The organism is Murimonas intestini (assembly GCF_024622195.1).
GTDB lineage: Bacteria > Bacillota > Clostridia > Lachnospirales > Lachnospiraceae > Murimonas > Murimonas intestini.
The window spans coordinates 26,288-50,187 of the sequence record NZ_JANKBI010000006.1 but is presented as its reverse complement, the minus strand read 5'-3'; the positions used below and the strand labels follow the sequence as shown (position 1 = coordinate 50,187).

Sequence of the window (23,900 nt, the reverse complement as noted above, 5' to 3'; positions counted from 1 at the left end):
TTTTACCGGACAGAGGATGCCGGATTATCCAGGAGGAATTATAATGAACAAAGAACTGGCAAAGACATACGATCCAAAGGGTATAGAGGACCGTCTCTATGAGAAGTGGATGAACAAAAAATATTTCCATGCGGAAGTGGACAGGAGTAAAAAACCATTTACTATCGTTATGCCGCCGCCCAATGTAACAGGGCAGCTCCATATGGGACATGCGCTGGACAATACAATGCAGGATATCCTGATCAGGTATAAGAGGATGCAGGGCTACAATGCGCTTTGGCAGCCGGGAACAGACCATGCCGCTATTGCCACAGAGGTAAAGGTGATAGAGAAGCTCAGGGAGCAGGGGATAGACAAGGATGAAATCGGAAGAGAAGAATTTCTGAAGCATGCCTGGGAGTGGAAGGAAGAGTACGGCGGTAAGATCATCAATCAGCTGAAGAAGATGGGCTCATCTGCTGACTGGGACAGGGAACGTTTTACGATGGACGAAGGATGTTCCAAAGCTGTAGAAGAGGTGTTTATCAAGCTCTACGAAAAAGGATATATCTATAAAGGTTCCCGCATCATTAACTGGTGTCCTGTATGCCAGACATCCATATCGGACGCGGAAGTAGAGCATGTTGACCAGGATGGCTTTTTCTGGCATATTAATTATCCTATTGTGGGAGAAGAGGGGAAATTTGTGGAGATCGCCACCACACGTCCTGAAACTCTGCTGGGGGATACTGCAGTTGCCGTTAATCCGGAAGATGAACGTTATAAGGATCTGATTGGAAAGATGCTGAAGCTGCCGCTCACAGACAGAGAGATTCCTGTGATCGCAGACAGCTATGTAGATAAGGAATTTGGTACTGGCTGCGTAAAGATCACGCCTGCCCATGACCCGAATGACTTTGAGGTGGGCAAACGTCACAATCTGCCTGAGATCAACATTATGAATGATGATGCTACGATCAATGAGCTTGGCGGAAAATATGCCAATATGGAGCGTTATGCTGCCCGCAAGGCTATGGTGGAAGACTTAAAGGAACTGGGACTTCTTGTGAAAGTAGTACCGCATACACATAATGTAGGCACCCATGACCGCTGCAAGACGACAGTGGAACCAATGATCAAACAGCAGTGGTTTGTCAGGATGGAGGAGATGGCTAAGCCTGCAATAGAAGCTATTAAGAATGGCAGCCTGAAATTTGTGCCTGAGCGTTTCGACAAGATATATCTGCACTGGCTGGAAAACATCCGCGACTGGTGCATATCCAGACAGCTGTGGTGGGGACACCGTATACCGGCATATTACTGCGATGAATGCGGTGAAATTGTGGTATCTGGAAGTCAGCCGGAAAAATGTCCAAAATGCGGATGTACACATCTAACACAGGATGAGGATACACTGGATACATGGTTCAGTTCAGCTCTGTGGCCGTTCTCCACACTTGGATGGCCTGACAAGACAGAGGATCTGGATTATTTCTTCCCCACAGATGTTTTAGTGACAGGCTATGACATTATCTTCTTCTGGGTAATCCGTATGGTCTTCTCATCTCTTGAGCAGACAGGAAAGGTTCCGTTCCATCATGTACTGATCCACGGCCTGATCCGTGACTCCCAGGGACGCAAAATGAGTAAATCTCTGGGGAATGGAATCGACCCGCTGGAGATCATAGACCAGTACGGGGCAGATGCGCTCAGACTGACGCTGATTACAGGAAATGCACCTGGAAATGATATGCGTTTCTATATGGAGAGAGTGGAAGCGAGCAGAAACTTTGCGAACAAAGTTTGGAATGCATCCAGATTTATCATGATGAACCTGGAAAAGGCGGAAGTGCCCTCATCAATGGAATTAAGCCAGCTTACCAGCGCCGATAAATGGATTCTTTCAAAAGTAAATACTCTGGCAGGCGATGTCACAGAAAATATGGATAAGTATGAGCTGGGTATTGCCGTTCAGAAGGTTTATGACTTTATCTGGGAGGAATTCTGTGACTGGTATATTGAGATGGTTAAACCACGTCTCTATAATGATGATGACAATACAAAATCAGCTGCTCTCTGGACTTTGAAAACAGTGCTGGGCAATGCCTTAAAGCTGCTCCACCCGTTTATGCCTTTTATTACAGAAGAGATATTCTGCACACTGCAGGAAGAGGAAGAATCCATCATGATATCCGAATGGCCGCAGTTTAGGAATGACTGGGATTTTAAAGAGGATGAAACGGCAGTCGAGACGATCAAAGAGGCAGTGCGCGGTATAAGGAATGTGCGTACAGGTATGAATGTCCCTCCAAGTAAGAAAGCAAAAGTATATGTGGTTTCTGAAAAGCAGGAAATCAGGGATATCTTTGAAAATGGAAAAGTATTTTTTGCCACTCTTGGATATGCCAGCGATGTAGAGATCCAGACTGATAAGACAGGAATTGCTGACGATGCTGTGTCAGCAGTGATACCTGATGCAGTGATCTATATGCCATTTGCTGAATTGGTGGATATTGAAAAAGAAGTAGAACGTCTGAAGAAAGAAGAAGAAAGGCTCACAAAAGAACTTGCACGTGTTAATGGAATGCTGGGAAATGAGAGATTTGTGAGCAAGGCTCCTGCTTCCAAGATCGAAGAAGAGAAAGCGAAGCTGGCCAGGTATACAGATATGATGGCACAGGTGCAGGAAAGACTTGCACAGCTGGTGAAATAAAACCAATTATGCCGCCTTACTTCCTGCCTTTTATAATGATATCCCATAACAGCCCCAAAATAAGCAGCAGAGCCAAGATAAATCCAATAAAGGCAGGCCAGGGGACACCCCATATTGTGGGGAGGGAAGAGAGTGCGCACATCATAGCTGAACCGATGAAGAGCGCTCCTGAAACGATGCCGAGACATAACCTGCCTGATGAACGGCGGTTTTCACGGATGAGGTCTGAAGCGTCAGAGAACTCAATATTCAATCTTGTCTGCCCGTTTTTTGTTATATTTAAAAGGTCGCAGAGCAGGGCGGGGATATCAAGTGATTTTGTGCCGGAAGTGTAGAGCTTTCTGGCCAGGTGTCTGCCCTCTGTCTTGAGATCCAGACTTGTAAAGGCAATTGATGACATATGGGATGTCAGGATCTGGATCATATTAACATTGGGGGAGCAGGCCCGGAGGGTTCCTTCCATAGTTATCATGCTGCGGCCAAGGAGTGTTATATCAGAAGGTATGGCGATTTTATGCTGTTTTACCATATCCAGCAGGCGTTCAATGAGTTCGCCCAGATCCATGCTGCCAAAATCCATGCTCATGTACCGGCTGATGAGGTCATCCAGATCTGTATAGAGGCGGGCATGGTTAATCCGCTCCCTGGCTTCACCGATAGACAGGATGACATTTTTCAGTTCATAAATGTCATTCTGCAGAAGGGACAATATAGCATGCTGAATAAGCTGACGGTAACGGCTGGACAGATGTCCGGCCATACCGAAGTCCAGCCATGCTATTTTACCTTCACAGATGTACAGATTGCCCGGATGAGGGTCTGCGTGGAAAAATCCATCCTCAAGTATTTGCTTACAGTAATTTTCCGCAGCCTTCTGCCCGATCTCCTCCATGTCATATCCTCTGGAGGTGAGCAGCTCTGTCTGGTCGATGGGAATACCGTCTATGTATTCCATCACCAAAAGCCTGGGAGTTGTGAGAGAACGTATGACCCGGGGGCAGGTTACATATGATATTTTTTCCTGATTGCTGGCAAACAAGTCGAGATTAGAAGCTTCCAGATTAAAATCCATCTCTTCAAGAGCTGTCTTTAGCAGCTCATCCAGAATAGTATTAAAGTCTATCAGGTCTCCTGTCCCCATAGTGATTTTTAAAAGGCCGCTGGCCTTCTTCATGAGAGTGATGTCATTCTCCATAGTCTCACGAATGGCAGGCCTCTGGACTTTGAGGGCAACCTTTTTTCCGTCCAAAAGCAGTGCACAGTGCACCTGCGCAATAGAAGCAGAGCCTAAAGGAACGGGGGAAATTTCAGAAAATATCTGTTCCACCGGTCTCTCAAGCTCTGCTTCTATAACTTCTTTAACTGTCTGGAAGGAAAATGGCTTTACTTCCGTGCGCAGCTTTGTCAGTTCCTGACAATATGATTCAGGAAGGATATCAGAACGCATAGACATGATCTGTCCCAGTTTTACATATGTGGGCCCTAGGTCCTCCAGCAGATTTTTAAGCTTTTTAGGAGACACTCCGCGGGTCAGATGATGTTTTTTCAGTACAGATGCCATTTCGCCTATGCGTTCAATGGAAAAAGAATTATTTTTGTCCATATATTTTATTTATAACGGAATTATTCTTCCGTTTCCGATTTAGCCTCTTCAGCAGCAGTGTTTTCTTCCTGGTCAGCAGCTTCGTCCTCAGCTTCGGCAGCACATGTCTCCTGGTTAGCAGCTTCTGTCTCTGCTTCAGCAGCTTTGGCTTCTTTTTCGGCCTTTTTAGCTTTTTCTTTTGCAGCCTTTTCCTCAGCGGCCTTTTCAGCAGCCTCGATCTTTTCCTTTAATGCTTCCAGCTCTTCGGCAGTCATGTGATCAACAGCATTCATTGCATCTTTGTATTCTTTTACAATATTTACAGTAACATGATCCTTTACTTTTTCTTTTACATCACGTTTGAGTTCTTCATTTATTACTTTTCCCTGAGATACAGCAGCTTCGCCCTTTTCAACAAGAGTATTTGCAATATCCTTTACTACCTCAACGGATGCAGTGGCAGCCCCGATACCTGCCAGCAATACTTTTTTGATGCCCTCTTCAATATCCATAAGAATTTCCTCCTTTAATCAGCTTCAATTACATTATTTTAAGATTTTTTAATTATACCATATTATCTGGCAACAAAGGCGTATTTTATGAAATCTTATGAAATAATTTAGAATGTTGGCCTGGTATATAAATATTTTAGATTTCACAGAAGGCGCCTGTTTCTTATGGAATATATTAATGTTACTGGTCACGGAGTGAGCAGTAACATATTAATTGGAAATTAAGAATTTAATCTGCGAATATTAAAACTGAAAACGTTGTAATATGGTATACTCAGTAAAATTGAATGGCCCAAAAGCGGAGGTTGGAATTGAGGAACAAAAGTAAAATCATTAATAAGGCGGTGCTGGCAGTAGCCTGCACCGTTGCAGTATGCGCTGTCCTTCTTTCATTCGTGGATGATGGACTAAATGGAGCCGTGGCCGACTGGTTTTATAACAATTTTATGAACACATATGATATGTCATATGGAGAAATGGAGGGTTACCATACAGTTACCGAGCCGGACTGGGCAAACCTTAAAAACTTTGTTATAGTCTTTTTTGTGATTTCATCTGCAGCTATTGCCCTGATGGCAGTACTTATATCCGCCAGAAGCGCCCGAAAAAAGGAGATAGCGACTATCAGCTACATTTCAGAGGCAATGAGGGTGTATTTGAAGCAGGAGGATGCGGGGCTGGAACTGCCAAAGGAATATGCGGAGATTGAGAGCCAGCTGATACAGGCTAAGAACAGGGAACAGGAGCATTTGACACTTCTGGAGAAGGAGTCTCAGCAAAAGAATGATCTGATCACATATCTTGCGCATGATCTTAAAACACCTCTGGCATCGGTTATTGGTTATCTGTCTCTTTTGGATGAGGTGCGCGATATGCCTGTGGAACAGCGTGAAAAATATACAGGTGTGGCTTTAGACAAAGCATACAGGCTGGAAGAACTGATTGACGAGTTCTTTGACATTACCAGATTTAACCTGCACTCCATAGAGCTGAGCATGGGGAGAGTTGATCTGTATTTTCTGCTTCAGCAGCTGGCTGAACAGTTTTATCCCATCCTTTCACAGCAGAATAAGGAGGTGGAGATCCATTCGCCGGAGGATACTATGGTCTGGGCAGATGGAGATAAGCTGGCAAGGGCATTTAACAACATTTTAAAAAATGCCATAGCCTACAGTTATGAAAATACTGTCATAAGGATCTTTGTGGAAATAGAAAACCGTACAGTAGTAGTGAGATTTGTAAATAAAGGGAATCCGATACCGCCTCACAAGCTGGAAACCATATTTGAAAAGTTTTACCGCCTGGATACCTCCAGATCTACAAATATGGGAGGCGCAGGGCTGGGGCTGGCCATAGCAAAGCAGATCATAACTGCCCACAGGGGAGAGATACTCGCAAGCAGCAGCAAGGAGAGCACCGTATTTACTGTAGTACTTCCGGAAGCACTGATCCAGGAAGAACACTAGAAAAAAGATGCATTCTCCCCAGCCTGCCGGCTGATATTTTAAAGGACGGGCTGAATTTAAGTAACAACTTTAAGCGAAAACAACTTGTTAGTCAAATGTTGGTCAAAGACAAAAAAACGGTTTCCCACAATCTGGGAAACCGCCTAAAACAACGTGCGTGAGAAGATTCGAACTCCCGGCCTTCTGATCCGTAGTCAGACGCTCTATCCAGCTGAGCTACACGCACATCTCAACAACGAAGCTTATTTTATAGTATTATTCGAAAAATGTCAACCCCTAAATTTAAAATTATTAAAAAAAATTGTAATAGTTACAAAAGATGCAATATACAACTATAATTAACAAACGTACCGAAATGTGGTAAAATGACCCTGGGACCAGAAATTATAAATGACTGTTCAGCAGTCAGACAGGAGGCAGAATATGATGAATAAAAAGTTAATGGCCGCTATATGCTGTTTTTCACTGTGCGCGGCTTCACTCAGCCTGGCAGCAGGCTGCAGCAGCCAGCAGAAGGAAACGGGAAAAGAGACAAAGGCGGCTCAGGAAATACAGAGTACAGAAACCGCGGCAAAACAGAATGATGAAACTAAAGCGGCCGGAACACAGACTGAGAATGATCAGACAGAAACAATGCCGGAAGAGCAGAAAACAGAGGGACAGATTACAGAGGAGCAAAATACAGAAGGGGAAAGTACAGACGGGCAGAGCACAGAGGGTATAGATGAAGAGGTGTATACCACGGAGGGCCAGCCTGTGGGAGCAGACACGGGAACAACAGCAGAGACTCAGGGTACCGCAGATGTGCGGAAGGATCTGATGCTGTACATAACTCTGGGAGGAGAGGATTTTCAGACATATCCGTATAATGGTGAGGAAACGCCCGCCGGCCTGATACAGGGAATTGCAGATCTGACAGGATGGAATCTGACACTTGCTGACGAGATATACAGCGGAAAAGGCGGAATATCCGTTGCATTTTCACCTGAATCTTCTATCTTTACAGGGCCTCCGGAAAATCAGGCTGATGAATTCCATGTTTTTGACAGTGAACAGATGACATATGCCATATTGGACAGTGTACAGAAGACCCTGCAGAATTATGCCAGCTCTGTGAATCCTGACAGTGTAGATATATGGTACAGCATGGGTGACGGGCAGCCCCTGACAATAGATTCATTGGGAGTTACCCTGCCAATAGATCAGCCGTATTCTCATGAGGCGCTTATGGCTCAGATGGAAAACGGCATTAATTAGAAAAAGAGGCGATAGAAGTGCTGAAGGTTGAACACTTATCTTATGAAGCAGAAGAAAATGGAATACGACGCAGAATTCTGTCCGATGTGAGCTTTACTGTTGAGGACGGTGAAATGCTTGTAGTAACAGGCCCAAACGGCGGAGGAAAATCGACTGCTGCCAATCTGATCATGGGAATCGAAACTCCCAGCCAGGGAAGAATCTGGCTGGACGGCAGAGAGATTACAGATATGAGCATAGACGAAAGGGCGATTGAAGGAATCGGATTTGCATTCCAGCAGCCGCCGCGTTTCAAAGGGCTGACGGTATCAAGACTGCTCTCTCTTGCAGCAGGACGAGAACTGGCCGGGAAAGAATGCTGTTCTCTTTTAAAAGCAGTAGGCCTGTGCGGCAAGGAATACAAGGACAGAGAAGTGGACAATACTCTTTCTGGAGGTGAAATGAAAAGGATAGAGATTGCTACTGTCTTTGCCAAAAAACATAAATTAAGTATTTTTGATGAACCGGAGGCTGGAATAGACCTGTGGAGCTTTTCAATGCTTATAAAGCAATTTGAGAAGATGCACAGAGAGAAGAAAGAGAGTATCCTGCTTATATCACATCAGGAGAGGATCATCAGAATGGCAGACAGGATAATGGTGATCAAAGACGGAGCGGTTCAGAAGATAGGGAAAAAAGAAGAGATGCTGCCCAGCCTGATGATCGGGGATGCCGGGAGCTGTACCTGTATGCAGCACAGAGGAGGTGCAGGTAATGAAACTGGATGCAGTGACGAGTAGGATATTAAAATTCATAGATGAGAGAGGATTCAGACAGAAAGGCGCTTTTAACCTGAGATATAACGGGCAGGCAGTCTGCCATGGAGATACAGAAAATATCAGGATTGTAAAGAAAAAGGATAATCCTGGCATAGATGTCTATATCAGCGGAGGGACAAAGGGAGAAGAGATACACATACCTGTAGTGGTAGCGGCATCCGGTATGACGGATGTAGTCTATAATGATTTCTATGTGGAAGATGGTGCGGACGTAATTATAGTGGCCGGCTGTGCCATACACAATGATGGGTGCAATGAAGCAAGACATGACGGCATCCATTCCTTCCATGTAGGGAAAAATGCAGCAGTACGCTACGAAGAAAAACATTACGGGGAAGGAGAGGGGACAGGGGAGAAAATACTCAATCCAGCAACAAAGATTTATATGGGAGAGAATTCGGTTTTCACTCTGGACACGGCACAGATAAAGGGCGTTGATTCAACTGTCAGAGAAACATATGTGGAAGCAGGGAAAAATGCAAGGCTGTATGTGACTGAAAAGCTGATGACCCATGGGGAGCAGAGCGCCATTTCTAATATGGAAGTGCAGTTAAATGGAGATGACAGTTCCGCTCAGATCGTATCGCGTTCTGTGGCCAGAGGCAGATCCAGCCAGGTATTCCATCCGAAAGCAGTGGGGAATGCCCTTTGCCATGCCCATATACAATGTGATTCTATTATCATGGATCAGGCCAGAGTCTCCTCAATTCCTGAAATCAATGCCAACTATCTGGATGCCCAGATCATCCATGAAGCTGCGATCGGGAGAATAAACAGCGCCCAGCTTATCAAGCTGCGTACTTTCGGGCTGACAGAGTCTGAAGCGGAGGCTGTTATAATCGAAGACTTCCTGAAATAGTTCTGAACGAAAACAGGTGGTTTAGATAGAAGGGGACAGTTAAAGGGTGCTGCAGTTTAAAATGCAGCACCCTTGCCGTTATTATGGTCATATTGGTTATTCAAATTCAAAAAACTTCTTGACTGGAACATTTAATGCATCCGAGATCTGAAACAGTATCTCAAGGGAAAAAGATGTGGCAGCATCAGGAGCCTCTATATTACTTAAATGGGTACGGCTTATGTTGATGCTTTTAGCCAGCTGCTGCTGCGTATAGCCGTTCAGCTTTCTGTGATAAGCGATGAGGAGACCGATTTGGCGGTACTCTTTAATATGTTTTTGCTTAATCTGGTCTTTATCCATATTTAAGCCTCCTTTTGACAATACATATAGTGTAGTCTTGTCAAAAGAAAAACTGAACAAACTATATATTAACTTTTGCGAAGTAATAAGTTGCAAAAAGTGAGATGTAGTAGTATAATATCAGCTGAAAACCATGATAGAAGTAATAGGGGAAAACGGCAGCCTTATTCCTTTCTGCCAGAAACGAATTTTTTGAATGCAAGATAGTCCAGCACGTCGTTTTGGTGTACAGGGGACAAAGCTCGGTAATCACAGATTATACCTGCCTCAGTCTGATTGAGCGGGATAAGATGTACGTTGTTTACTTCTTCTTCATATGAGGCAGCAGCATCGAGCAGGGAAGTCAGGGATATACTGTACAGTTTTGTGAGGCGTATAAGTATATCCAGGGAAGGCATACGCTTATCGTTTTCATAATGTGAGTATGACTGACGTTGTACATTGAGATACTTGCTTACCTCTTCCTGAGTCATGTTGTTATTGTGGCGTAGTATTTTAAGACGTTCTCCTAAAGTAGATTGCATGTAATCACCCCCCTTAAACTGTACCTATTATACCAATAATTGCAAAGAATAGTCGATTCAGTTACAGAATGTATCAGAAGGGGATTATGTTACAGAAAATAGCAACAAAGTGTTGCAAAAATCAACTGTTTGATAGTAATATAGTTATATCATGATGTCATAATTTAATGTAGGAAGCAGGAGAGAGAATATGAAATTACTGGAGCTTGGAATGAAACTGGAAACTAGCAAAGTGATGGGGACAGGATTACTGTCTGGAGTCTGCTGTACGGCAGCAAGATGGCAGGCGGATCTGATTGAACGCAGACTGGAGAGAAGAGATTATTATCTTCCTGATGACTGTTTAACAGTTGAGGAAATGATGGGATATATCAATCAGCGTATGTGAAAAATGGTTTAAGAAGATAACAAAAATTAACATGAATTGCGGGCCGCAGAGGACCGGGAGTTTATTTTCCCGGTGTCTGCGGCCTGCTGTCGTTCTGACTGAGCTGACTGTTATGGTACTCGCCGGAAAAAGTGACATCTCTGCCAAACCAGAGAGGAGGCACAAAACTGTCTGCTTCTTCTTTGGCGGCAAACTCCACTTCAGCCATCTTCAGCCCGTCCAGATGGCCGTGAAAAATATCAAGCTCGATAGTATGTCCGGCATCCAGAGGAATCAGATAACGTGTCTTGCTTATCATATATCCGTCCACTTTAGAAGACAGATGTTCATAAGCTTCTTTTGTCAGAGGCAGATTATATTCTTCCCTCACCATAAGCCCCTTTGATTTATAGGTAAGTATATAGTCATCATCCTGCCGCCGTATGCGCACAACAGGCTCCGTATTAAGGTATCCCTGCTCAATGATATGAAAAGGATAATTCTCAAGATCTTCCGGCAATTCTTCAATCAGATATTTACGTTCAATTTCCATGCTAATGACCTCCTGGTTTTGATTATGATGAGAATGCGGTGATGTTTATTAGTATACCATAAAAAGATTATATTTTTACAAGATATGCGGTAAATATATTGCTGATTTCATTCTATTCCGGGAATCCAATAACGTAATGACTTCACTTATCCTCCCTCCTCATTATGGGAGCCAGCTTTGCACCAAGAACTATAGCATCAGCGTGAGGAACAGGCAGGCGGCCAGGTGGTATCGCGGTGAAGGACTATAGCGAGGACATGAAAATCTTAGGCTCCAGAGGCTGCGGTCAGTGAAAGTGAGCGCTTGCGCTCAAGGCCGGAGCTGTCTGAGGGGCGTTTGCATCGGGCAAACGGACCGAGTTTCCGGCCGCCTTTCACGGTTCGAGCAGACTTTGGAGCCTTAGATTTTCAGGACGCAGCGGTTCGGACAGAACCACGATACCACCTGGCCGCCTGCCTGTTCCTCACGCTGATTCACCATTCACAATGCAAAGCGTCCTCTCAGCCAGTAATCATCTGCAGTCCCACAATTAGAGTAGAAATCCTCCCCATCTTCTGTTAAAATAACAATTATGGAACTGTTATAGCACAAGGTATCATGCGGCGGTATATGCGCGGGCATGTGAAGATCAGGAGGTTAATGATGGGCAGAGTATATTTGTTTTTGGCAGATGGGTTTGAGGAGATTGAGGGATTGACTGTTGTGGATATTTTAAGGAGGGCAGGAATTGGGATTCAGACTGTCTCTGTTACCGGAAGCAGGAATATCTGCGGGGCGCATGAGATACATGTGGAGGCGGATGTTCTGTTTGAAGAGTGTGATTTTGGGGATGCAGACATGCTGGTCCTGCCCGGCGGAATGCCGGGCACAAGGAATCTGGGAGAACACAGAGGGCTGTGCGGGCTGCTTAGAGAGGCGGCAGGGGCAGGCAGAAAAATTGCAGCTATCTGTGCTGCACCGAGTGTTCTTGGGGACCTGGGACTGCTGGAGGGCAGAGATGCCGTATGCTATCCCGGATTTGAGGACAGGCTTAAGGGAGCCCGGGTGCTGGAAGAGGACGTGGTGGTGGATGGGAATATCACCACCAGCAGGGGGATGGGTACAGCGCTTCCCTTTGCTTTAAAGTTGGCCGAACAGCTTGTGGGAAGCCATGAGGCCGTTAAAATAGGCCAGTCAGTAATGTTTCTAAAAAGTTGATAAAGCGCTGAAAAAAGGGTGGCATTTTGGAAATGCGTATGCTATACTATTAAAATGACTGTAAGTATGGATAAGTTTAGGCAGTTTAGGCTTTAGCTGTGCCTGAAGCTTTTCATATAAGAATCAAGGAGGAAATAGGATAACATGAGTTTACAGGTAGAGAAGTTAGAGAAGAACATGGCGAAGCTGACAATTGAGACAGCCGCTGAAGATTTTAACAATGCAATCCAGAAAGTATACCAGAAGAATAAAGGCAAGATCTCTATGCCGGGATTCCGTAAAGGAAAAGCACCTCTTGCTATGATCGAAAAGATGTACGGCAAGGGAGTTTTCTATGAAGATGCGGCAAATGAGCTGATTCCTGAAGCGTATGCAAAGGAAATAGAGAACTGTGAACTGGATATCGTGTCACGTCCTAAGATTGACGTGGTTCAGATTGAAAAAGGCAAGACTTTCATCTTCACAGCAGAAGTTGCTGTTAAGCCTGTTGTCACATTAGGTGATTACATGGGTGTGGAAGTTGAAAAGACACCTGTTGAAGTGACAGATGAAGAGATCCAGAAGGAGATCGACAAAGAGAGAGAAAACAATTCCAGAATGATCGATGTAGATGACAGAGCTGTTGAAAACGGCGACATCATCAAATTAGACTTCGAAGGATTTGTTGACGGGGTTGCATTTGACGGCGGCAAGGGCGAGAATTACAGCCTGACTATCGGTTCCGGAAGCTTTATCCCGGGATTTGAAGATCAGCTTGTAGGGGCTAAGCTGGGCGAAGACATGGAAGTTAACGTGACTTTCCCAGAAGAGTACCAGGCAGCAGAGCTGGCAGGAAAAGCAGCAGTATTTAAATGCAAAGTAAATGAGATCAAAGTAAAAGAGCTTCCTGAAGCAGATGATGATTTTGCTAAAGATGTGTCTGAATTTGAGACAATGGAAGAATACAAAGAAGACATCCGCAAGAACCTGTCTGAGAAAAAGGCTGCTGAAGCTAAGACAGCTAAACAGAACAAGGTTGTTGCCAAGATCGTTGAAAATGCCGAGATGGAGATCCCGGGTGCAATGGTAGACGAGCAGGTAAGACAGATGGCAGATGATTTCGCAAGAAGGATCCAGTCACAGGGACTTACCATCGAGCAGTACTTCCAGTTCACAGGCATGACAGCAGAGAAGTTATTTGAGCAGATGAGGCCGGAAGCTGAGAAGCGTATCCAGAACAGCCTTGTATTAGAAGCTGTTGCTAAAGCTGAAAACATTGAGATCAGCGATGAAAAGATGGATGAAGAGATCGCCAAGATGGCTGAAATGTATAAGATGGAAGCTGATAAGTTAAAAGAACTTATGGGCGATGCTGAGAGAGACCAGATGAAGAATGATCTGGCTATCCAGGAAGCAGTTGCTCTTGTAACTGAGGCAGCTAAAGAGGTTTAATTGAAATTAAAGGCATTTAAGAGTTTACTGGCCGCGCAGCGGATGGTAGCTCTATGAGAGGAGAATCATCATGAGCTTAGTGCCATATGTCATTGAACAGACAAGCAGAGGCGAAAGATCCTATGATATCTATTCAAGATTATTAAGTGACAGGATCATATTCCTTGGAGAAGAGGTTAACGATGTCAGCGCCAACTTAATAGTTGCGCAGCTGCTGTTCCTGGAATCCGAGGATCCGGGAAAGGATATACATTTGTATATCAACAGTCCGGGAGGTTCTGTTTCAGCCGGATGGGCGATTTATGATACAATGCACTATATTAAATGCGATGTCTCCACAATCTGTATGGGTATGGCAGCCAGTATGGGTGCCTTCCTTCTGGCGGGCGGAGCAAAAGGAAAGCGTTTTGCGCTTCCCAATGCTGAGATTATGATCCACCAGCCTTCAGGCGGTGCAAAGGGACAGGCAACAGATATTAAAATAGTTGCAGATCAGATCCTGCAGACAAAGAAGAAACTGAATCAGGAACTGGCGGCAAACACCGGACAGCCTCTGGAAGTCATCGAAGTGGATACTGAAAGAGACCATTATATGAGTGCGGAAGAAGCAAAGGCATACGGGATTATCGATAGTGTGATTGCACACAGGTAATAAGCATAAGATAAGACTCCTGCTCAGATGGGCGGGGGTCTTAATGCAACTTAGGAAATAATGGACTGGCCGATGAGGGCCGGTTACCTTAGGAAATATATTTATGAGGTGAAGAAATGGCAGGGAAAATTGGAGAACAGAAAGTAAGATGTTCTTTTTGTAATAAATCAGAAGATCAGGTCCGCAAGCTGATTGCAGGTCCTGACGGAGTGTATATCTGCGATGAGTGTATTGAAATATGCTCTGAGATCGTGGAGGAAGAACTGGACGATGACTACGATATTGATACAGAAGGTTTTATCAATCTGATGAAGCCGGAAGAGATCAAAGGCTTTCTCGATGACTATGTCATCGGGCAGGATGATGCAAAGAAGGCATTGGCTGTGGCAGTATATAACCACTATAAGAGGGTGACTGCTGTCAGGGAGATCGGTGTGGAGCTTCAGAAGAGCAATATCCTGATGCTGGGGCCGACAGGCTCAGGTAAGACGCTTCTGGCACAGACATTGGCAAAGATGCTGAATGTGCCTTTTGCGATCGCAGACGCCACAGCTCTGACAGAGGCCGGTTACGTAGGCGAGGATGTGGAAAATATCCTGTTAAAGCTCATTCAGGCCGCTGACTATGATATTCCAAGAGCTGAGTATGGGATCATATATATAGATGAGATAGACAAGATCACAAGAAAATCTGAGAATGCGTCTATTACACGTGATGTGTCAGGCGAAGGTGTCCAGCAGGCGCTGCTGAAGATCCTGGAAGGTACGGTTGCATCTGTGCCGCCCCAGGGAGGCAGGAAACACCCGCACCAGGAACTGCTTCAGATTGATACTACAAATATTCTTTTCATCTGCGGCGGAGCATTTGAAGGCCTGGAGAAGATCATCGAGGGCCGTCTGGATAAGAAAGCCATAGGTTTTAATGCATCTGTTGCTGATAAGAAGGATAAAAATGTGGGAGAACTGTTAAAGCAGGTACTTCCCCAGGATTTTGTCAAGTTCGGTATGATCCCTGAGATCATAGGCCGTGTGCCCGTGGTGGTTTCCCTGGATTCACTGGACAGTGAAGCACTGCTGAAAATATTGAAGGAGCCGAAGAACTCTATCGTGAAGCAGTACAAGAAGCTGTTTGAGATGGACGGCGTAGTCCTGGAATTCGAGGATGAGGCTCTTATAGCCGTGGCTGAGAAATCACTGAAGAGAAAGACAGGCGCCAGAGGGCTCAGAGCTATTCTGGAAAAGTCCATGATGGATATCATGTATACGGTGCCGTCAGATGAAACTATTGAGAAATGTGTTGTGACAAAAGACACTATTGAAGGAACGGGAGAGCCGAAACTGATCCATAAAGAGCTGCTGCCCGGCCGGAGTGTCAAGAAAAAAAGGATTGAAGAAACTGCATGAGTGAAGTATTAAAAAATATACCGGCTGTTGCCCTGCGCGGGATGACTATCCTGCCGTCTATGATCGTCCATTTTGACATCAGCAGGGATAAGTCGATAAAAGCTGTAGAGGAGGCTATGCTGAGGGATCAGAAGATCTTTGTGGTGACACAGAGGGATCCCGATACTCATGAGCCGGCAATAAATGATTTATATAAGATTGGAACCCTGGCAGAGATCCGGCAGGTCATTAAACTGCCTAAAAATATTTTCCGTGTCCTTGTGGAGGGAACCGACAGGGCAGAGCTCCTGGATATGGATGAGGCTGCAGGGTATCTGGAAGCGGAGATCGCCTGTTTCCCGGCTGATGACGGAAGCCTTCCGACTGGCCCGGCCTATGAGGCGATGGTACGCAATCTGAAGGAGATCTTTCAGGCATATAGTATTGAACATGCAAAAATGAGCAAGGAGCTGGTTCATCAGCTCCTTGAGCTGGAGGAGCTGGACAAACTGATAGACCAGGTATCTATTAATATCCCCCTTCATTATGAGGAAAAGCAGAAGATTCTGGAAGCGGTGAGCTTAGGCGACCGCTACGAGCTTCTCTGTCTGATACTCAGCAATGAAGTCCAGATCATGCAGATCAAAAAAGAGCTGCAGATGAAGGTGAAGGAGAAGGTAGACAAGAGCCAGAAAGAATACCTGTTAAGAGAACAGCTCAAGGTGATCAGGGAAGAACTTGGTGAGGACACCACGATCTCCGATGCGGACCACTTTGCGGAAGAACTGAAGAAATTAAAGGCTTCCCCGGAAGTAAAGGAAAAGATAGCAAAGGAAGTAGAACGTTTTAAGAATGTAGGCAATAATTCATCGGAAAGCGCAGTGATCAGGGGATATATAGAGACTCTTCTGGAGCTTCCGTGGAATAAGGCGTCGAAGGATAACAAAGACCTGAGAAATGCCAGGGACATACTTGAGGCGGACCACTACGGACTGGAAAAGGTAAAGGAGCGCATCCTGGAATTTTTGGCTGTGCGTATCCTGACTAAAAAAGGTGACAGCCCGATCCTGTGTCTTGTAGGACCTCCCGGTACAGGTAAAACGTCCATAGCCCGCTCAGTTGCCAGAGCTCTCAATAAGAAATATGTCAGGATCAGCCTTGGCGGAGTCAGGGATGAGGCAGAGATCAGAGGCCACAGAAGGACATATGTGGGTGCTATGCCGGGCCGCATCGCAAACGGGATGAAGATGGCAGGAGTTAAAAATCCCTTGATGCTCCTTGATGAGATCGACAAGGTGAGCAGTGACTACAAGGGAGATACTTCTTCTGCGCTGCTGGAGGTACTGGATTCTGAACAGAATAATAAGTTCCGTGACCATTACGTGGAGATACCTATTGACTTGTCGGAGGTGCTCTTTATTGCAACTGCAAATGATATTCAGAGTATCCCAAGGCCGCTCCTTGACAGGATGGAAGTGATAGAGATATCCAGCTATACTGAAAATGAGAAGCTTCATATAGCTAAGGAACATCTGGTGGATAAGCAGATCGAGAGGCACGGCCTGGAAAATGCAAATTTCACTATAAGTGACGGGGCTTTGAAGAAGATCATTTCCGGCTATACGAAGGAAGCAGGAGTGAGAGGGCTGGAGAGGCGGATTGGAGATATCTGCCGCAAGGCCGCCAGGGAAATACTGGAAAATAAAAAGGCCCAGGTGAAGGTGACAGAGAACAGCCTGTCAAAATATCTGGGAAAAGAGATATACAGTGTCAATATGCTGAACAAGGCCGATGAGGTAGGTATTGTCCGGGGGCTGGCATGGACCAGCGTGGGCGGTGATACTCTGGAAATAGAAGTGAATATCATGCCCGGCAAAGGAGAGTTTCTTCTGACAGGCCAGCTCGGCGATGTGATGAAGGAGTCAGCGCAGACAGGGATCAGCTATATACGTTCTGTGAGCGGTGAATATGGCATAACAGGGCAGTTCTTTAAGGAAAATGACATCCACATACATATTCCGGAGGGAGCAGTGCCGAAGGATGGACCTTCTGCCGGAATTACGATGGCGACAGCCATGCTTTCTGCCATAACGGAGATACCGGTCAGGGCAGATATAGCTATGACGGGTGAGATCACGCTCCGTGGCAGGGTCCTCCCCATAGGCGGGCTCAAGGAGAAACTGCTGGCGGCCAAAAATGCAGGCATGAAGATCGTTCTTGTACCTGCCAGGAACAGGCCGGACGTGGAAGAGATCGCGTCAGAGATCAAGAGAGGTCTGGACATCCGTTTTGTGGAATCTATGAAGGATGTTCTGCCGGCTGCTCTTGTCAGAAAGTAAAGGTATCTGGATATGATAATAAAGAATGTAGCGCTTGAGACAGTCTGCGGCATTACAAGCGTGCTTCCCAGGAATGAAAAGATGGAAGTCGCTTTTGCAGGAAAGTCAAATGTAGGAAAATCATCACTGATCAATGCGCTTATGAACCGGAAATCGCTGGCCAGGACCAGCGCACAGCCAGGTAAGACACAGACAATAAATTTCTACAATATAAATGATGAATTGTATCTGGTGGATCTGCCGGGCTATGGATATGCAAAGGTGTCACAGGCGGCCAAGGATCAGTGGGGAAAGCTGATCGAGCGGTATCTGCACGGTTCAGAGCAGCTGAAGGCAGTATTTCTTCTGATAGATATACGCCATGAGCCTTCGGCAAATGATAAAATGATGTATGACTGGATCTTGTACAATGGATATGAGCCGATCATTATTGCCACTAAAATGGATAAGATCAAGAGAAGCCAGATCCAAAAACATATCAAGATGGTAAAAAATGGTCTTGATGTAAAGCCGGGCACTGCAGTAATTCCATTCTCAGCTGAGACTAAGCAGGGAAGGGAAGAAATATGGGAAGTGATCGAACAGAAGATCAAACCCGAATGTGCATCCGGGGTTTCAGACTCTGAGAATTAATATAAGTCAAAGTAAAGCGGTGCAGTCCGCTTTACTTTTTAAAATCATCCGACCGACCGGTCGGACGGAAATAATAGAGGAGAAGAATTATGATATCAAAATTCAGTGTAAAGCGTCCATATACGGTTGTGGTGGGTGTGGTGCTGGTGCTGATCCTTGGGATCGTGTCATTTACCAGCATGAAGACGGATCTGCTGCCGGACATGACGCTGCCCTATGCACTTGTCATGACTACCTACCCGGGCGCCAGCCCGGAAGAGGTGGAGACAGTAGTCACCAGGCCTGTGGAGCAGGCGATGGCTACGATCAGCAATATTGAAAATGTAACTTCTGTATCAAGTGAAAATATGTCCACGGTAATCCTGGAATTTGCCCAGTCTGCCAATATGGATGCTGTCACGATCGAGATGAGGGAGAGCCTGGATCAGATCAAGGGTTACTGGGACGATACTATAGGCAGTCCCATTATCATGAAACTGAATCCTGATATGATGCCTGTTATGGTGGCGGCCCTTGAAGCCGGCGATATGACTAGCGCGGAGCTGACAGATTTTGTGGAGGGGAAGATACTTCCGGAACTGGAAAGTATAGAGGGCGTAGCCTCTGTGACACCCTCAGGCAATGTGGAGGAGCAGATCCGGGTAGTGATACGTCAGGAGAAGATTGATGAAGTAAACCGCCAGATCACAGAATCTCTGGACAGGAAATTTGCTGACGCCGAGGAAGAGATGAGTGAGGCGAGAAAAGGGCTCGAAGAGGGAAAAGAACAGCTTGAGGAGGGAGAAAATGCGCTTGTATCAGGTACCTCCAGCGCCCAGGGACAGATCAGTACCGGCCAGGCTGAGCTTATTAAGAATGAAGTACAGATAGATTCCAGCCTGCAGACAATAGCAGAAAAGCTTCAGGAGCTGGAGACATCTGAACGGCTTCTGACAAGCCAGGAAAGTGTACTGGATGAAGGACAAAAGCAGCTGGATGCACTTCCGGGCCAGCTGGAGGAGCTGAACGCACAGGAGGCCCAGCTAAATGCAGCCATAGAGATGCTGGAGCAGGCGCCGGGCCAGTTGAGTGCCCTGCGTCAGGCCAGGGATGCGGCACAGAGCACACTTGATGCACTTGGAGCGGGCAGCCAGCCCCAGCCTCCGGAGACTGGCAGCTCTGATGCGGAGACGGGGGCGCCGGAGACAGGAAGCCCTGATGCGGGGACAGGAGCGCCGGAGACAGGCAGTACTGATGCGGGGGCAGCCACAGAAGCCACGCTTCAGCCTGACAGCACAGAAGCCCTGCCCCAGCCCAGCAGTATAGAGGTACCGCCTCAGCCTGACAGTACAGAGGCAGCACCGGAGATCCAGCAGCCTTTGACAGAAGGAACTCCGGAAGCCCAGACTTCATCTGCGGCGGATATGTCAATGACATCGGGCTATAGTGGCGGCCAGTCTGTATTTGTGAATGCTTCAGCCCAGGGAGCAGACGCTCCGGGGGGATTTTCTGCAGCCAGTGCGGCGGCCATGACAGAGAGTCCGGCGGAAGGAAGCACAGAGGGAAACACAGAAGGTAATACAGAGAAGAGTACGGAGGGCACACAGCAGATGCCTGCGGTACCGGAAATGCCGGATATCAACCCGGGACAGACTGCCGATATCGCCCAGCTGCAGGCCCAGATCGCCCAGGCAGATGCGGGGATAGCAGCTATACAGGCCGGCCTTTTGGAGTTTGGGATCGATGAAAGCCAGATAGCGGATAAGAAAGCAGAGCTGGAAGCGGCCAGGACTGAGCTTACAAAGGGGAAAGAAAAGCTTGCGGAGGCCGTGGAGAAGATTCCGGAGCAGCAGGCTGAGATCGATAAGGGCAGAGAGCAGATCGCAGCGGGAAAGGCCCAACTGGAAGCAGGAAGGCAGCAGTTAAATACAGCCAAGGCGCAGCTGGAGGGCGCAAAATCCCAGATAGCATCAGGGAAATCAACTGTGTCCCAGGCAGTGGCAGAGCTGAATAAGCAGCAGGTGTCGGCGTCTATCCAGATGGCAACTACAAAAGTCAAGCTGGAGACAGGTGAAAAAGAACTGGACGCAGCAGAGGAACAGCTGAAAAGCCAGAAGGAGACAGCATATGACAGCGCCGACCTGACAGATATCGTCACGGCGGATATGGTAAAAGGGATCCTTGCGGCCCAGAACTTCAGCATGCCCGCAGGCTATGTGACAGAAGAGGGCATCGATTATCTGGTGCGTGTGGGAGACAAGCTGGCAGATGCAGAGGAGCTTAAGAATCTGGAGCTTCTGGACATGCATATGGACGGGGTTAACCCTGTGAGGCTGGAGGATGTGGCAGATGTAACTGTGACAGATAACAGCGGCGAGGTTTATGCCAAGATAAATGGAAATGCAGGCATACTCTTTACTATGCAGAAGCAGTCAGGATATTCCACTGGCGATGTATCTAAGAGGATCAAGGCCAGATTCCAGGAAATTATGGAGGAGCAGGATAACACACATATTATCACCCTGATGGACCAGGGAGTCTATATCGATATGGTGGTGAGCTCCGTGCTCCAGAATATGCTTTTTGGTGCGGCGCTGGCAGTTATAGTCCTGCTGCTGTTCCTGAAGAGCATCAGGCCCACGATAGTAATCGCCTTCTCCATTCCGATCAGTATCATGACGGCGCTTGTGCTCATGTATTTCAGCGGGATCAGCCTGAACATTATCTCTCTGTCAGGGCTGGCTCTTGGAATAGGAATGCTGGTAGATAACTCAATCGTAGTAATTGAAAATATATTCAGGCTCAGGAACCAGGGAATGTCGGCCAGGAAGGCGGCGGTAGAAGGGGCCAGGCAGGTGTCAGGAGCCATAGCTGCCTCCACGCTGACTACGATCTGCGTATTTGCGCCTATCATATTCACGGAAGGGATCACAAGACAGCTGTTTGTAGATATGGGTCTTACAATCGCCTACTCACTGCTGGCCAGCCTTCTGATCGCGCTGACGCTTGTCCCTATGATGGGTGCGGGACTCCTGAAAAAGACAGCTGAAAAGAAGAGCAGATTTTTTGAAAAGCTGCAGAATGGCTGCGGACATCTCATTACCCTGGCTCTCAGATTTAAAGCTGTTGTCCTTCTGGCGGCAGTGGCGCTGCTTGTAGTGAGCGGTGTGCTGGCTGTCTCAAGAGGAACAGCCTTCATGCCGGAAATGGAGAGTACGCAGGTATCTGTGGGAATAGAGCTGGGCAAAGAAGCTACACTTGAGGATACAGGGAAAATGGCTGATCAGGTCATGGAGCGTATTCTCACCATTGAAGATGTGACAGATATCGGCGTCATGGCAGGCGGCAGCGGAGGCAGCATGATGGGCGGCAGCTCCAGCGATAATGAAGCCACCATGTATGTGCTGCTCAAAGAAGATAAAAAACTCACTAATGATGAGATCACAGAGGCGATTCTGGAGAAGACAGAGGACCTGGCATGTACGGTAAATGTCCAGACTTCAAATATGGATATGTCTGCCCTGGGCGGCTCCGGGATCTCAGTTAAGATCAAAGGACGTGAGCTTGACAAGCTTCAGGAAATAGCAGCTGATGTGGCAGCTATTGTAGGAAATACAGAAGGCGTGGCAAATGTCTCAGATGGTGTGGAAGAAAAAGAGATGGAGCTGAGGCTTAAGGTTGATAAGGATAAAGCTATGAAATATCAGCTGACGACAGCCCAGGTTTACCAGCTCCTTCAGGGCAAGCTTGCTGATGCAAGATCAGCCACCACTCTGGCGGCGGATGCTAAAGATTACTCTGTCATGGTTGTAAACGGAACTGATAAGGAGCTCACAAGAGAAGACATTAAAAAATTAACTATTACAGGGAAAGATGCCGGGGGCAAAGAAAAAGACGTGCCGCTTAGTGAGATCGTCACATTTGAGGATAAGGAAGGGCTTACGTCAATACGCAGGGAGGCCCAGACACGTTATCTGACAGTGACAGGCGAGATCGACAAAGACCACAACATAGGGCTTGTTTCAGCTGAGATTGAAAAAGAGCTGAAGAATTATGATGTCCCCAAGGGATATTCCGTAGAGATGGCGGGAGAGGATGAGACAATAAATGAGGCTATGGGCGAAGTATTCAAGATGCTCGGCCTGGCGGTTGTGTTCATGTATCTGATCATGGTTGCCCAGTTCCAGTCACTGCTGTCACCTTTTATCATCATGTTCACCATACCGCTGGCATTCACGGGTGGACTTTTCGGCCTTTATATTACGGGCAGCCCTGTGAGCGTCATCGCCATGATCGGATTTGTCATGCTCTCAGGTATTATTGTAAATAACGGTATCGTGCTGGTAGACTATACGAACCAGCTGCGCCGTGAAGGGATGGAAAAGAGGGCGGCGCTTGCGGAAGCGGGCAGGACAAGGCTGCGCCCCATCATTATGACAGCTATGACTACAGTGCTGGGACTTTCAACTATGGCTGCCGGAATGGGAATGGGGGCAGATATGATGCAGCCTATGGCGATCGTAACTATAGGCGGCTTGATTTACGGAACGCTTCTGACTCTTTTTGTTGTGCCGTGTATTTATGATATATTCAACAGGAAAAAGGATATGACAGAGGAGGAGATCTGATATGCTGGAAAAAGAACTGCAGGATTTTTTTAACCTCTCATCTCCTAAGGTCATCTCCATGTATGATGCTGTAGGTGAGCTGATCAGCCAGGGAATGGACCTGAATGATATCACCGTCCTGGATATCACGAAAAAAGCAGGTATCGGAAAGGGAACGGCGTATGATTATTTCAGCAGCAAGGAAGAAATAATCGCAAAAGCCCTTCTCTATCACATACAGAGAGAGATACAGGTTCTGGTGCATGGCATAGGGGAAAAGGACAATCTCCATGATAAAATATATACACTGCTTAACAATATTGAGGCCAATTACGGCAGCAGAAGCAACTGGATGCAGTATCTGTGCTTCCACATGCAGGCTATAGTCATGAGACAGGAGCTCATGGAGAAGTTTGTAAAATGTAATGTATACCAGGACGAGGTAGAGAAATTCATAAGAGAATTCCGGGACCAGGCTGTCAAGGAAGGAGCATCATCATGTGAACTGCCTCTTCACTGTACAGCAAATGCCCTCTTCTCCCAGGTGCTGGCTTTCTGGTACTACCTGGACAACGGGCTGGGGGCGGAGGAGCTCTCCATGGAGGAAGAGAAAGCATTTATTTACAGGAACATCCTGAAGATCATCGGAGGATGACAGCTTACAGTTAAATACAGAGCGGGGCGCCGCACCATCATGATAATAAATGA

19 protein-coding genes and 1 tRNA gene are annotated in these 23,900 nt (G+C 46.6%); 14 read left to right on the top strand and 6 right to left on the bottom strand.

Annotated features, from left to right (window positions below):
- Window positions 1–43 precede the first annotated feature (43 nt).
- Window positions 44–2,692, top strand: a complete 2,649-nt coding sequence (locus NSB28_RS11125) for a valine--tRNA ligase (protein ID WP_109627315.1) — start codon at window positions 44–46, stop codon at window positions 2,690–2,692.
- A 16-nt stretch (window positions 2,693–2,708) separates the two neighbouring features.
- Here NSB28_RS11125 and NSB28_RS11120 read toward each other — a convergent pair whose 3' ends face one another.
- Both NSB28_RS11120 and NSB28_RS11115 read right to left on the bottom strand, forming a co-directional pair.
- Window positions 2,709–4,295: an ABC1 kinase family protein gene (locus tag NSB28_RS11120; protein WP_109627313.1), complete on the bottom strand. Its 1,587-nt coding sequence runs from the start codon at window positions 4,293–4,295 to the stop codon at window positions 2,709–2,711.
- 20 nt (window positions 4,296–4,315) lie between these two features.
- Entirely contained in the window at window positions 4,316–4,786 is a 471-nt protein-coding gene (locus tag NSB28_RS11115; RefSeq protein ID WP_257497738.1) for a hypothetical protein, read from the bottom strand.
- 311 nt (window positions 4,787–5,097) lie between these two features.
- On the opposite strand from NSB28_RS11115, the gene NSB28_RS11110 reads away from it, so the two are divergent.
- Window positions 5,098–6,252, top strand: coding sequence for a sensor histidine kinase (locus tag NSB28_RS11110; protein ID WP_257497739.1), 1,155 nt, complete (start codon window positions 5,098–5,100; stop codon window positions 6,250–6,252).
- Window positions 6,253–6,404: 152 nt separating this feature from the next.
- Here the strand turns inward: NSB28_RS11110 and NSB28_RS11105 are convergent.
- Window positions 6,405–6,478, bottom strand: a tRNA-Arg gene (locus NSB28_RS11105).
- A gap of 197 nt (window positions 6,479–6,675) precedes the next feature.
- Here NSB28_RS11105 and NSB28_RS11100 point away from each other — a divergent pair.
- The 3 genes from NSB28_RS11100 to NSB28_RS11090 are packed head-to-tail and all read left to right on the top strand — an operon-like array spanning window position 6,676 to window position 9,186.
- A complete protein-coding gene (locus NSB28_RS11100) occupies window positions 6,676–7,509 on the top strand; it encodes a hypothetical protein (protein WP_109627309.1) in 834 nt (277 codons plus the stop codon).
- Between the two features lie 17 nt (window positions 7,510–7,526).
- Window positions 7,527–8,288 carry an ABC transporter ATP-binding protein gene (locus NSB28_RS11095; RefSeq protein ID WP_109627307.1) on the top strand — a complete coding sequence of 254 codons (762 nt, stop codon included), beginning with the start codon at window positions 7,527–7,529 and terminating at the stop codon, window positions 8,286–8,288.
- Window positions 8,263–9,186 carry a SufB/SufD family protein gene (locus tag NSB28_RS11090; protein ID WP_109627304.1) on the top strand — a complete coding sequence of 308 codons (924 nt, stop codon included), beginning with the start codon at window positions 8,263–8,265 and terminating at the stop codon, window positions 9,184–9,186. Before NSB28_RS11095 ends, NSB28_RS11090 begins: the two co-directional genes overlap by 26 nt.
- A gap of 96 nt (window positions 9,187–9,282) precedes the next feature.
- Here the strand turns inward: NSB28_RS11090 and NSB28_RS11085 are convergent, their stop codons facing one another.
- Entirely contained in the window at window positions 9,283–9,528 is a 246-nt protein-coding gene (locus NSB28_RS11085) for a helix-turn-helix domain-containing protein (RefSeq protein WP_187374214.1), read from the bottom strand.
- A gap of 164 nt (window positions 9,529–9,692) precedes the next feature.
- Window positions 9,693–10,052, bottom strand: a complete 360-nt coding sequence (locus NSB28_RS11080; RefSeq protein WP_109627302.1) for a helix-turn-helix transcriptional regulator — start codon at window positions 10,050–10,052, stop codon at window positions 9,693–9,695.
- Window positions 10,053–10,242: 190 nt separating this feature from the next.
- On the opposite strand from NSB28_RS11080, the gene NSB28_RS11075 reads away from it, so the two are divergent.
- The gene (locus NSB28_RS11075; RefSeq protein ID WP_109627300.1) at window positions 10,243–10,440 is read left to right on the top strand and encodes a hypothetical protein; all 198 of its coding nucleotides are present in this window, start codon (window positions 10,243–10,245) and stop codon (window positions 10,438–10,440) included.
- A 61-nt stretch (window positions 10,441–10,501) separates the two neighbouring features.
- Here the strand turns inward: NSB28_RS11075 and NSB28_RS11070 are convergent, their stop codons facing one another.
- Window positions 10,502–10,972 (bottom strand): CYTH domain-containing protein, encoded by a 471-nt coding sequence (locus NSB28_RS11070; RefSeq protein WP_109627298.1) that lies wholly within the window; start codon window positions 10,970–10,972, stop codon window positions 10,502–10,504.
- A 642-nt stretch (window positions 10,973–11,614) separates the two neighbouring features.
- On the opposite strand from NSB28_RS11070, the gene NSB28_RS11065 reads away from it, so the two are divergent.
- From NSB28_RS11065 to NSB28_RS11030, 8 genes are all read left to right on the top strand, one after another.
- On the top strand, window positions 11,615–12,169 hold the full coding sequence (locus NSB28_RS11065; RefSeq protein ID WP_109627296.1) for a DJ-1 family glyoxalase III: 555 nt from the start codon (window positions 11,615–11,617) through the stop codon (window positions 12,167–12,169).
- Window positions 12,170–12,313: 144 nt separating this feature from the next.
- Entirely contained in the window at window positions 12,314–13,600 is a 1,287-nt protein-coding gene (tig, locus tag NSB28_RS11060; RefSeq protein ID WP_109627294.1) for a trigger factor, read from the top strand.
- Window positions 13,601–13,670: 70 nt separating this feature from the next.
- Window positions 13,671–14,252 carry an ATP-dependent Clp endopeptidase proteolytic subunit ClpP gene (clpP, locus tag NSB28_RS11055; protein WP_109627292.1) on the top strand — a complete coding sequence of 194 codons (582 nt, stop codon included), beginning with the start codon at window positions 13,671–13,673 and terminating at the stop codon, window positions 14,250–14,252.
- A gap of 116 nt (window positions 14,253–14,368) precedes the next feature.
- Window positions 14,369–15,655, top strand: coding sequence for an ATP-dependent Clp protease ATP-binding subunit ClpX (clpX, locus tag NSB28_RS11050; RefSeq protein ID WP_109627290.1), 1,287 nt, complete (start codon window positions 14,369–14,371; stop codon window positions 15,653–15,655).
- Window positions 15,652–17,973, top strand: a complete 2,322-nt coding sequence (gene lon / locus NSB28_RS11045; protein WP_109627288.1) for an endopeptidase La — start codon at window positions 15,652–15,654, stop codon at window positions 17,971–17,973. Before clpX ends, lon begins: the two co-directional genes overlap by 4 nt.
- Before the next feature lie 12 nt (window positions 17,974–17,985).
- On the top strand, window positions 17,986–18,606 hold the full coding sequence (gene yihA, locus NSB28_RS11040; protein WP_109627286.1) for a ribosome biogenesis GTP-binding protein YihA/YsxC: 621 nt from the start codon (window positions 17,986–17,988) through the stop codon (window positions 18,604–18,606).
- A gap of 89 nt (window positions 18,607–18,695) precedes the next feature.
- A complete protein-coding gene (locus NSB28_RS11035; RefSeq protein ID WP_109627284.1) occupies window positions 18,696–23,213 on the top strand; it encodes an efflux RND transporter permease subunit in 4,518 nt (1,505 codons plus the stop codon).
- 1 nt (window position 23,214) lies between these two features.
- Complete coding sequence (locus tag NSB28_RS11030; protein WP_109627283.1) at window positions 23,215–23,847, top strand: TetR/AcrR family transcriptional regulator; 633 nt, start codon at window positions 23,215–23,217, stop codon at window positions 23,845–23,847.
- Window positions 23,848–23,900: the final 53 nt, after the last annotated feature.

Coding starts and splice junctions, on each gene's coding strand:
- NSB28_RS11035 (WP_109627284.1), top strand. CDS start 18,696: ATGATATCAAAATTCAGTGTAAAGCGTCCATATACGGTTGTGGTGGGT.
- yihA (WP_109627286.1), top strand. CDS start 17,986: ATGATAATAAAGAATGTAGCGCTTGAGACAGTCTGCGGCATTACAAGC.
- NSB28_RS11085 (WP_187374214.1), bottom strand. CDS start 9,528: ATGGATAAAGACCAGATTAAGCAAAAACATATTAAAGAGTACCGCCAA.
- tig (WP_109627294.1), top strand. CDS start 12,314: ATGAGTTTACAGGTAGAGAAGTTAGAGAAGAACATGGCGAAGCTGACA.
- NSB28_RS11080 (WP_109627302.1), bottom strand. CDS start 10,052: ATGCAATCTACTTTAGGAGAACGTCTTAAAATACTACGCCACAATAAC.
- NSB28_RS11090 (WP_109627304.1), top strand. CDS start 8,263: ATGAAACTGGATGCAGTGACGAGTAGGATATTAAAATTCATAGATGAG.
- clpX (WP_109627290.1), top strand. CDS start 14,369: ATGGCAGGGAAAATTGGAGAACAGAAAGTAAGATGTTCTTTTTGTAAT.
- NSB28_RS11065 (WP_109627296.1), top strand. CDS start 11,615: ATGGGCAGAGTATATTTGTTTTTGGCAGATGGGTTTGAGGAGATTGAG.
- lon (WP_109627288.1), top strand. CDS start 15,652: ATGAGTGAAGTATTAAAAAATATACCGGCTGTTGCCCTGCGCGGGATG.
- NSB28_RS11075 (WP_109627300.1), top strand. CDS start 10,243: ATGAAATTACTGGAGCTTGGAATGAAACTGGAAACTAGCAAAGTGATG.
- NSB28_RS11100 (WP_109627309.1), top strand. CDS start 6,676: ATGATGAATAAAAAGTTAATGGCCGCTATATGCTGTTTTTCACTGTGC.
- NSB28_RS11030 (WP_109627283.1), top strand. CDS start 23,215: ATGCTGGAAAAAGAACTGCAGGATTTTTTTAACCTCTCATCTCCTAAG.
- NSB28_RS11120 (WP_109627313.1), bottom strand. CDS start 4,295: ATGGACAAAAATAATTCTTTTTCCATTGAACGCATAGGCGAAATGGCA.
- clpP (WP_109627292.1), top strand. CDS start 13,671: ATGAGCTTAGTGCCATATGTCATTGAACAGACAAGCAGAGGCGAAAGA.
- NSB28_RS11115 (WP_257497738.1), bottom strand. CDS start 4,786: ATGGATATTGAAGAGGGCATCAAAAAAGTATTGCTGGCAGGTATCGGG.
- NSB28_RS11070 (WP_109627298.1), bottom strand. CDS start 10,972: ATGGAAATTGAACGTAAATATCTGATTGAAGAATTGCCGGAAGATCTT.
- NSB28_RS11125 (WP_109627315.1), top strand. CDS start 44: ATGAACAAAGAACTGGCAAAGACATACGATCCAAAGGGTATAGAGGAC.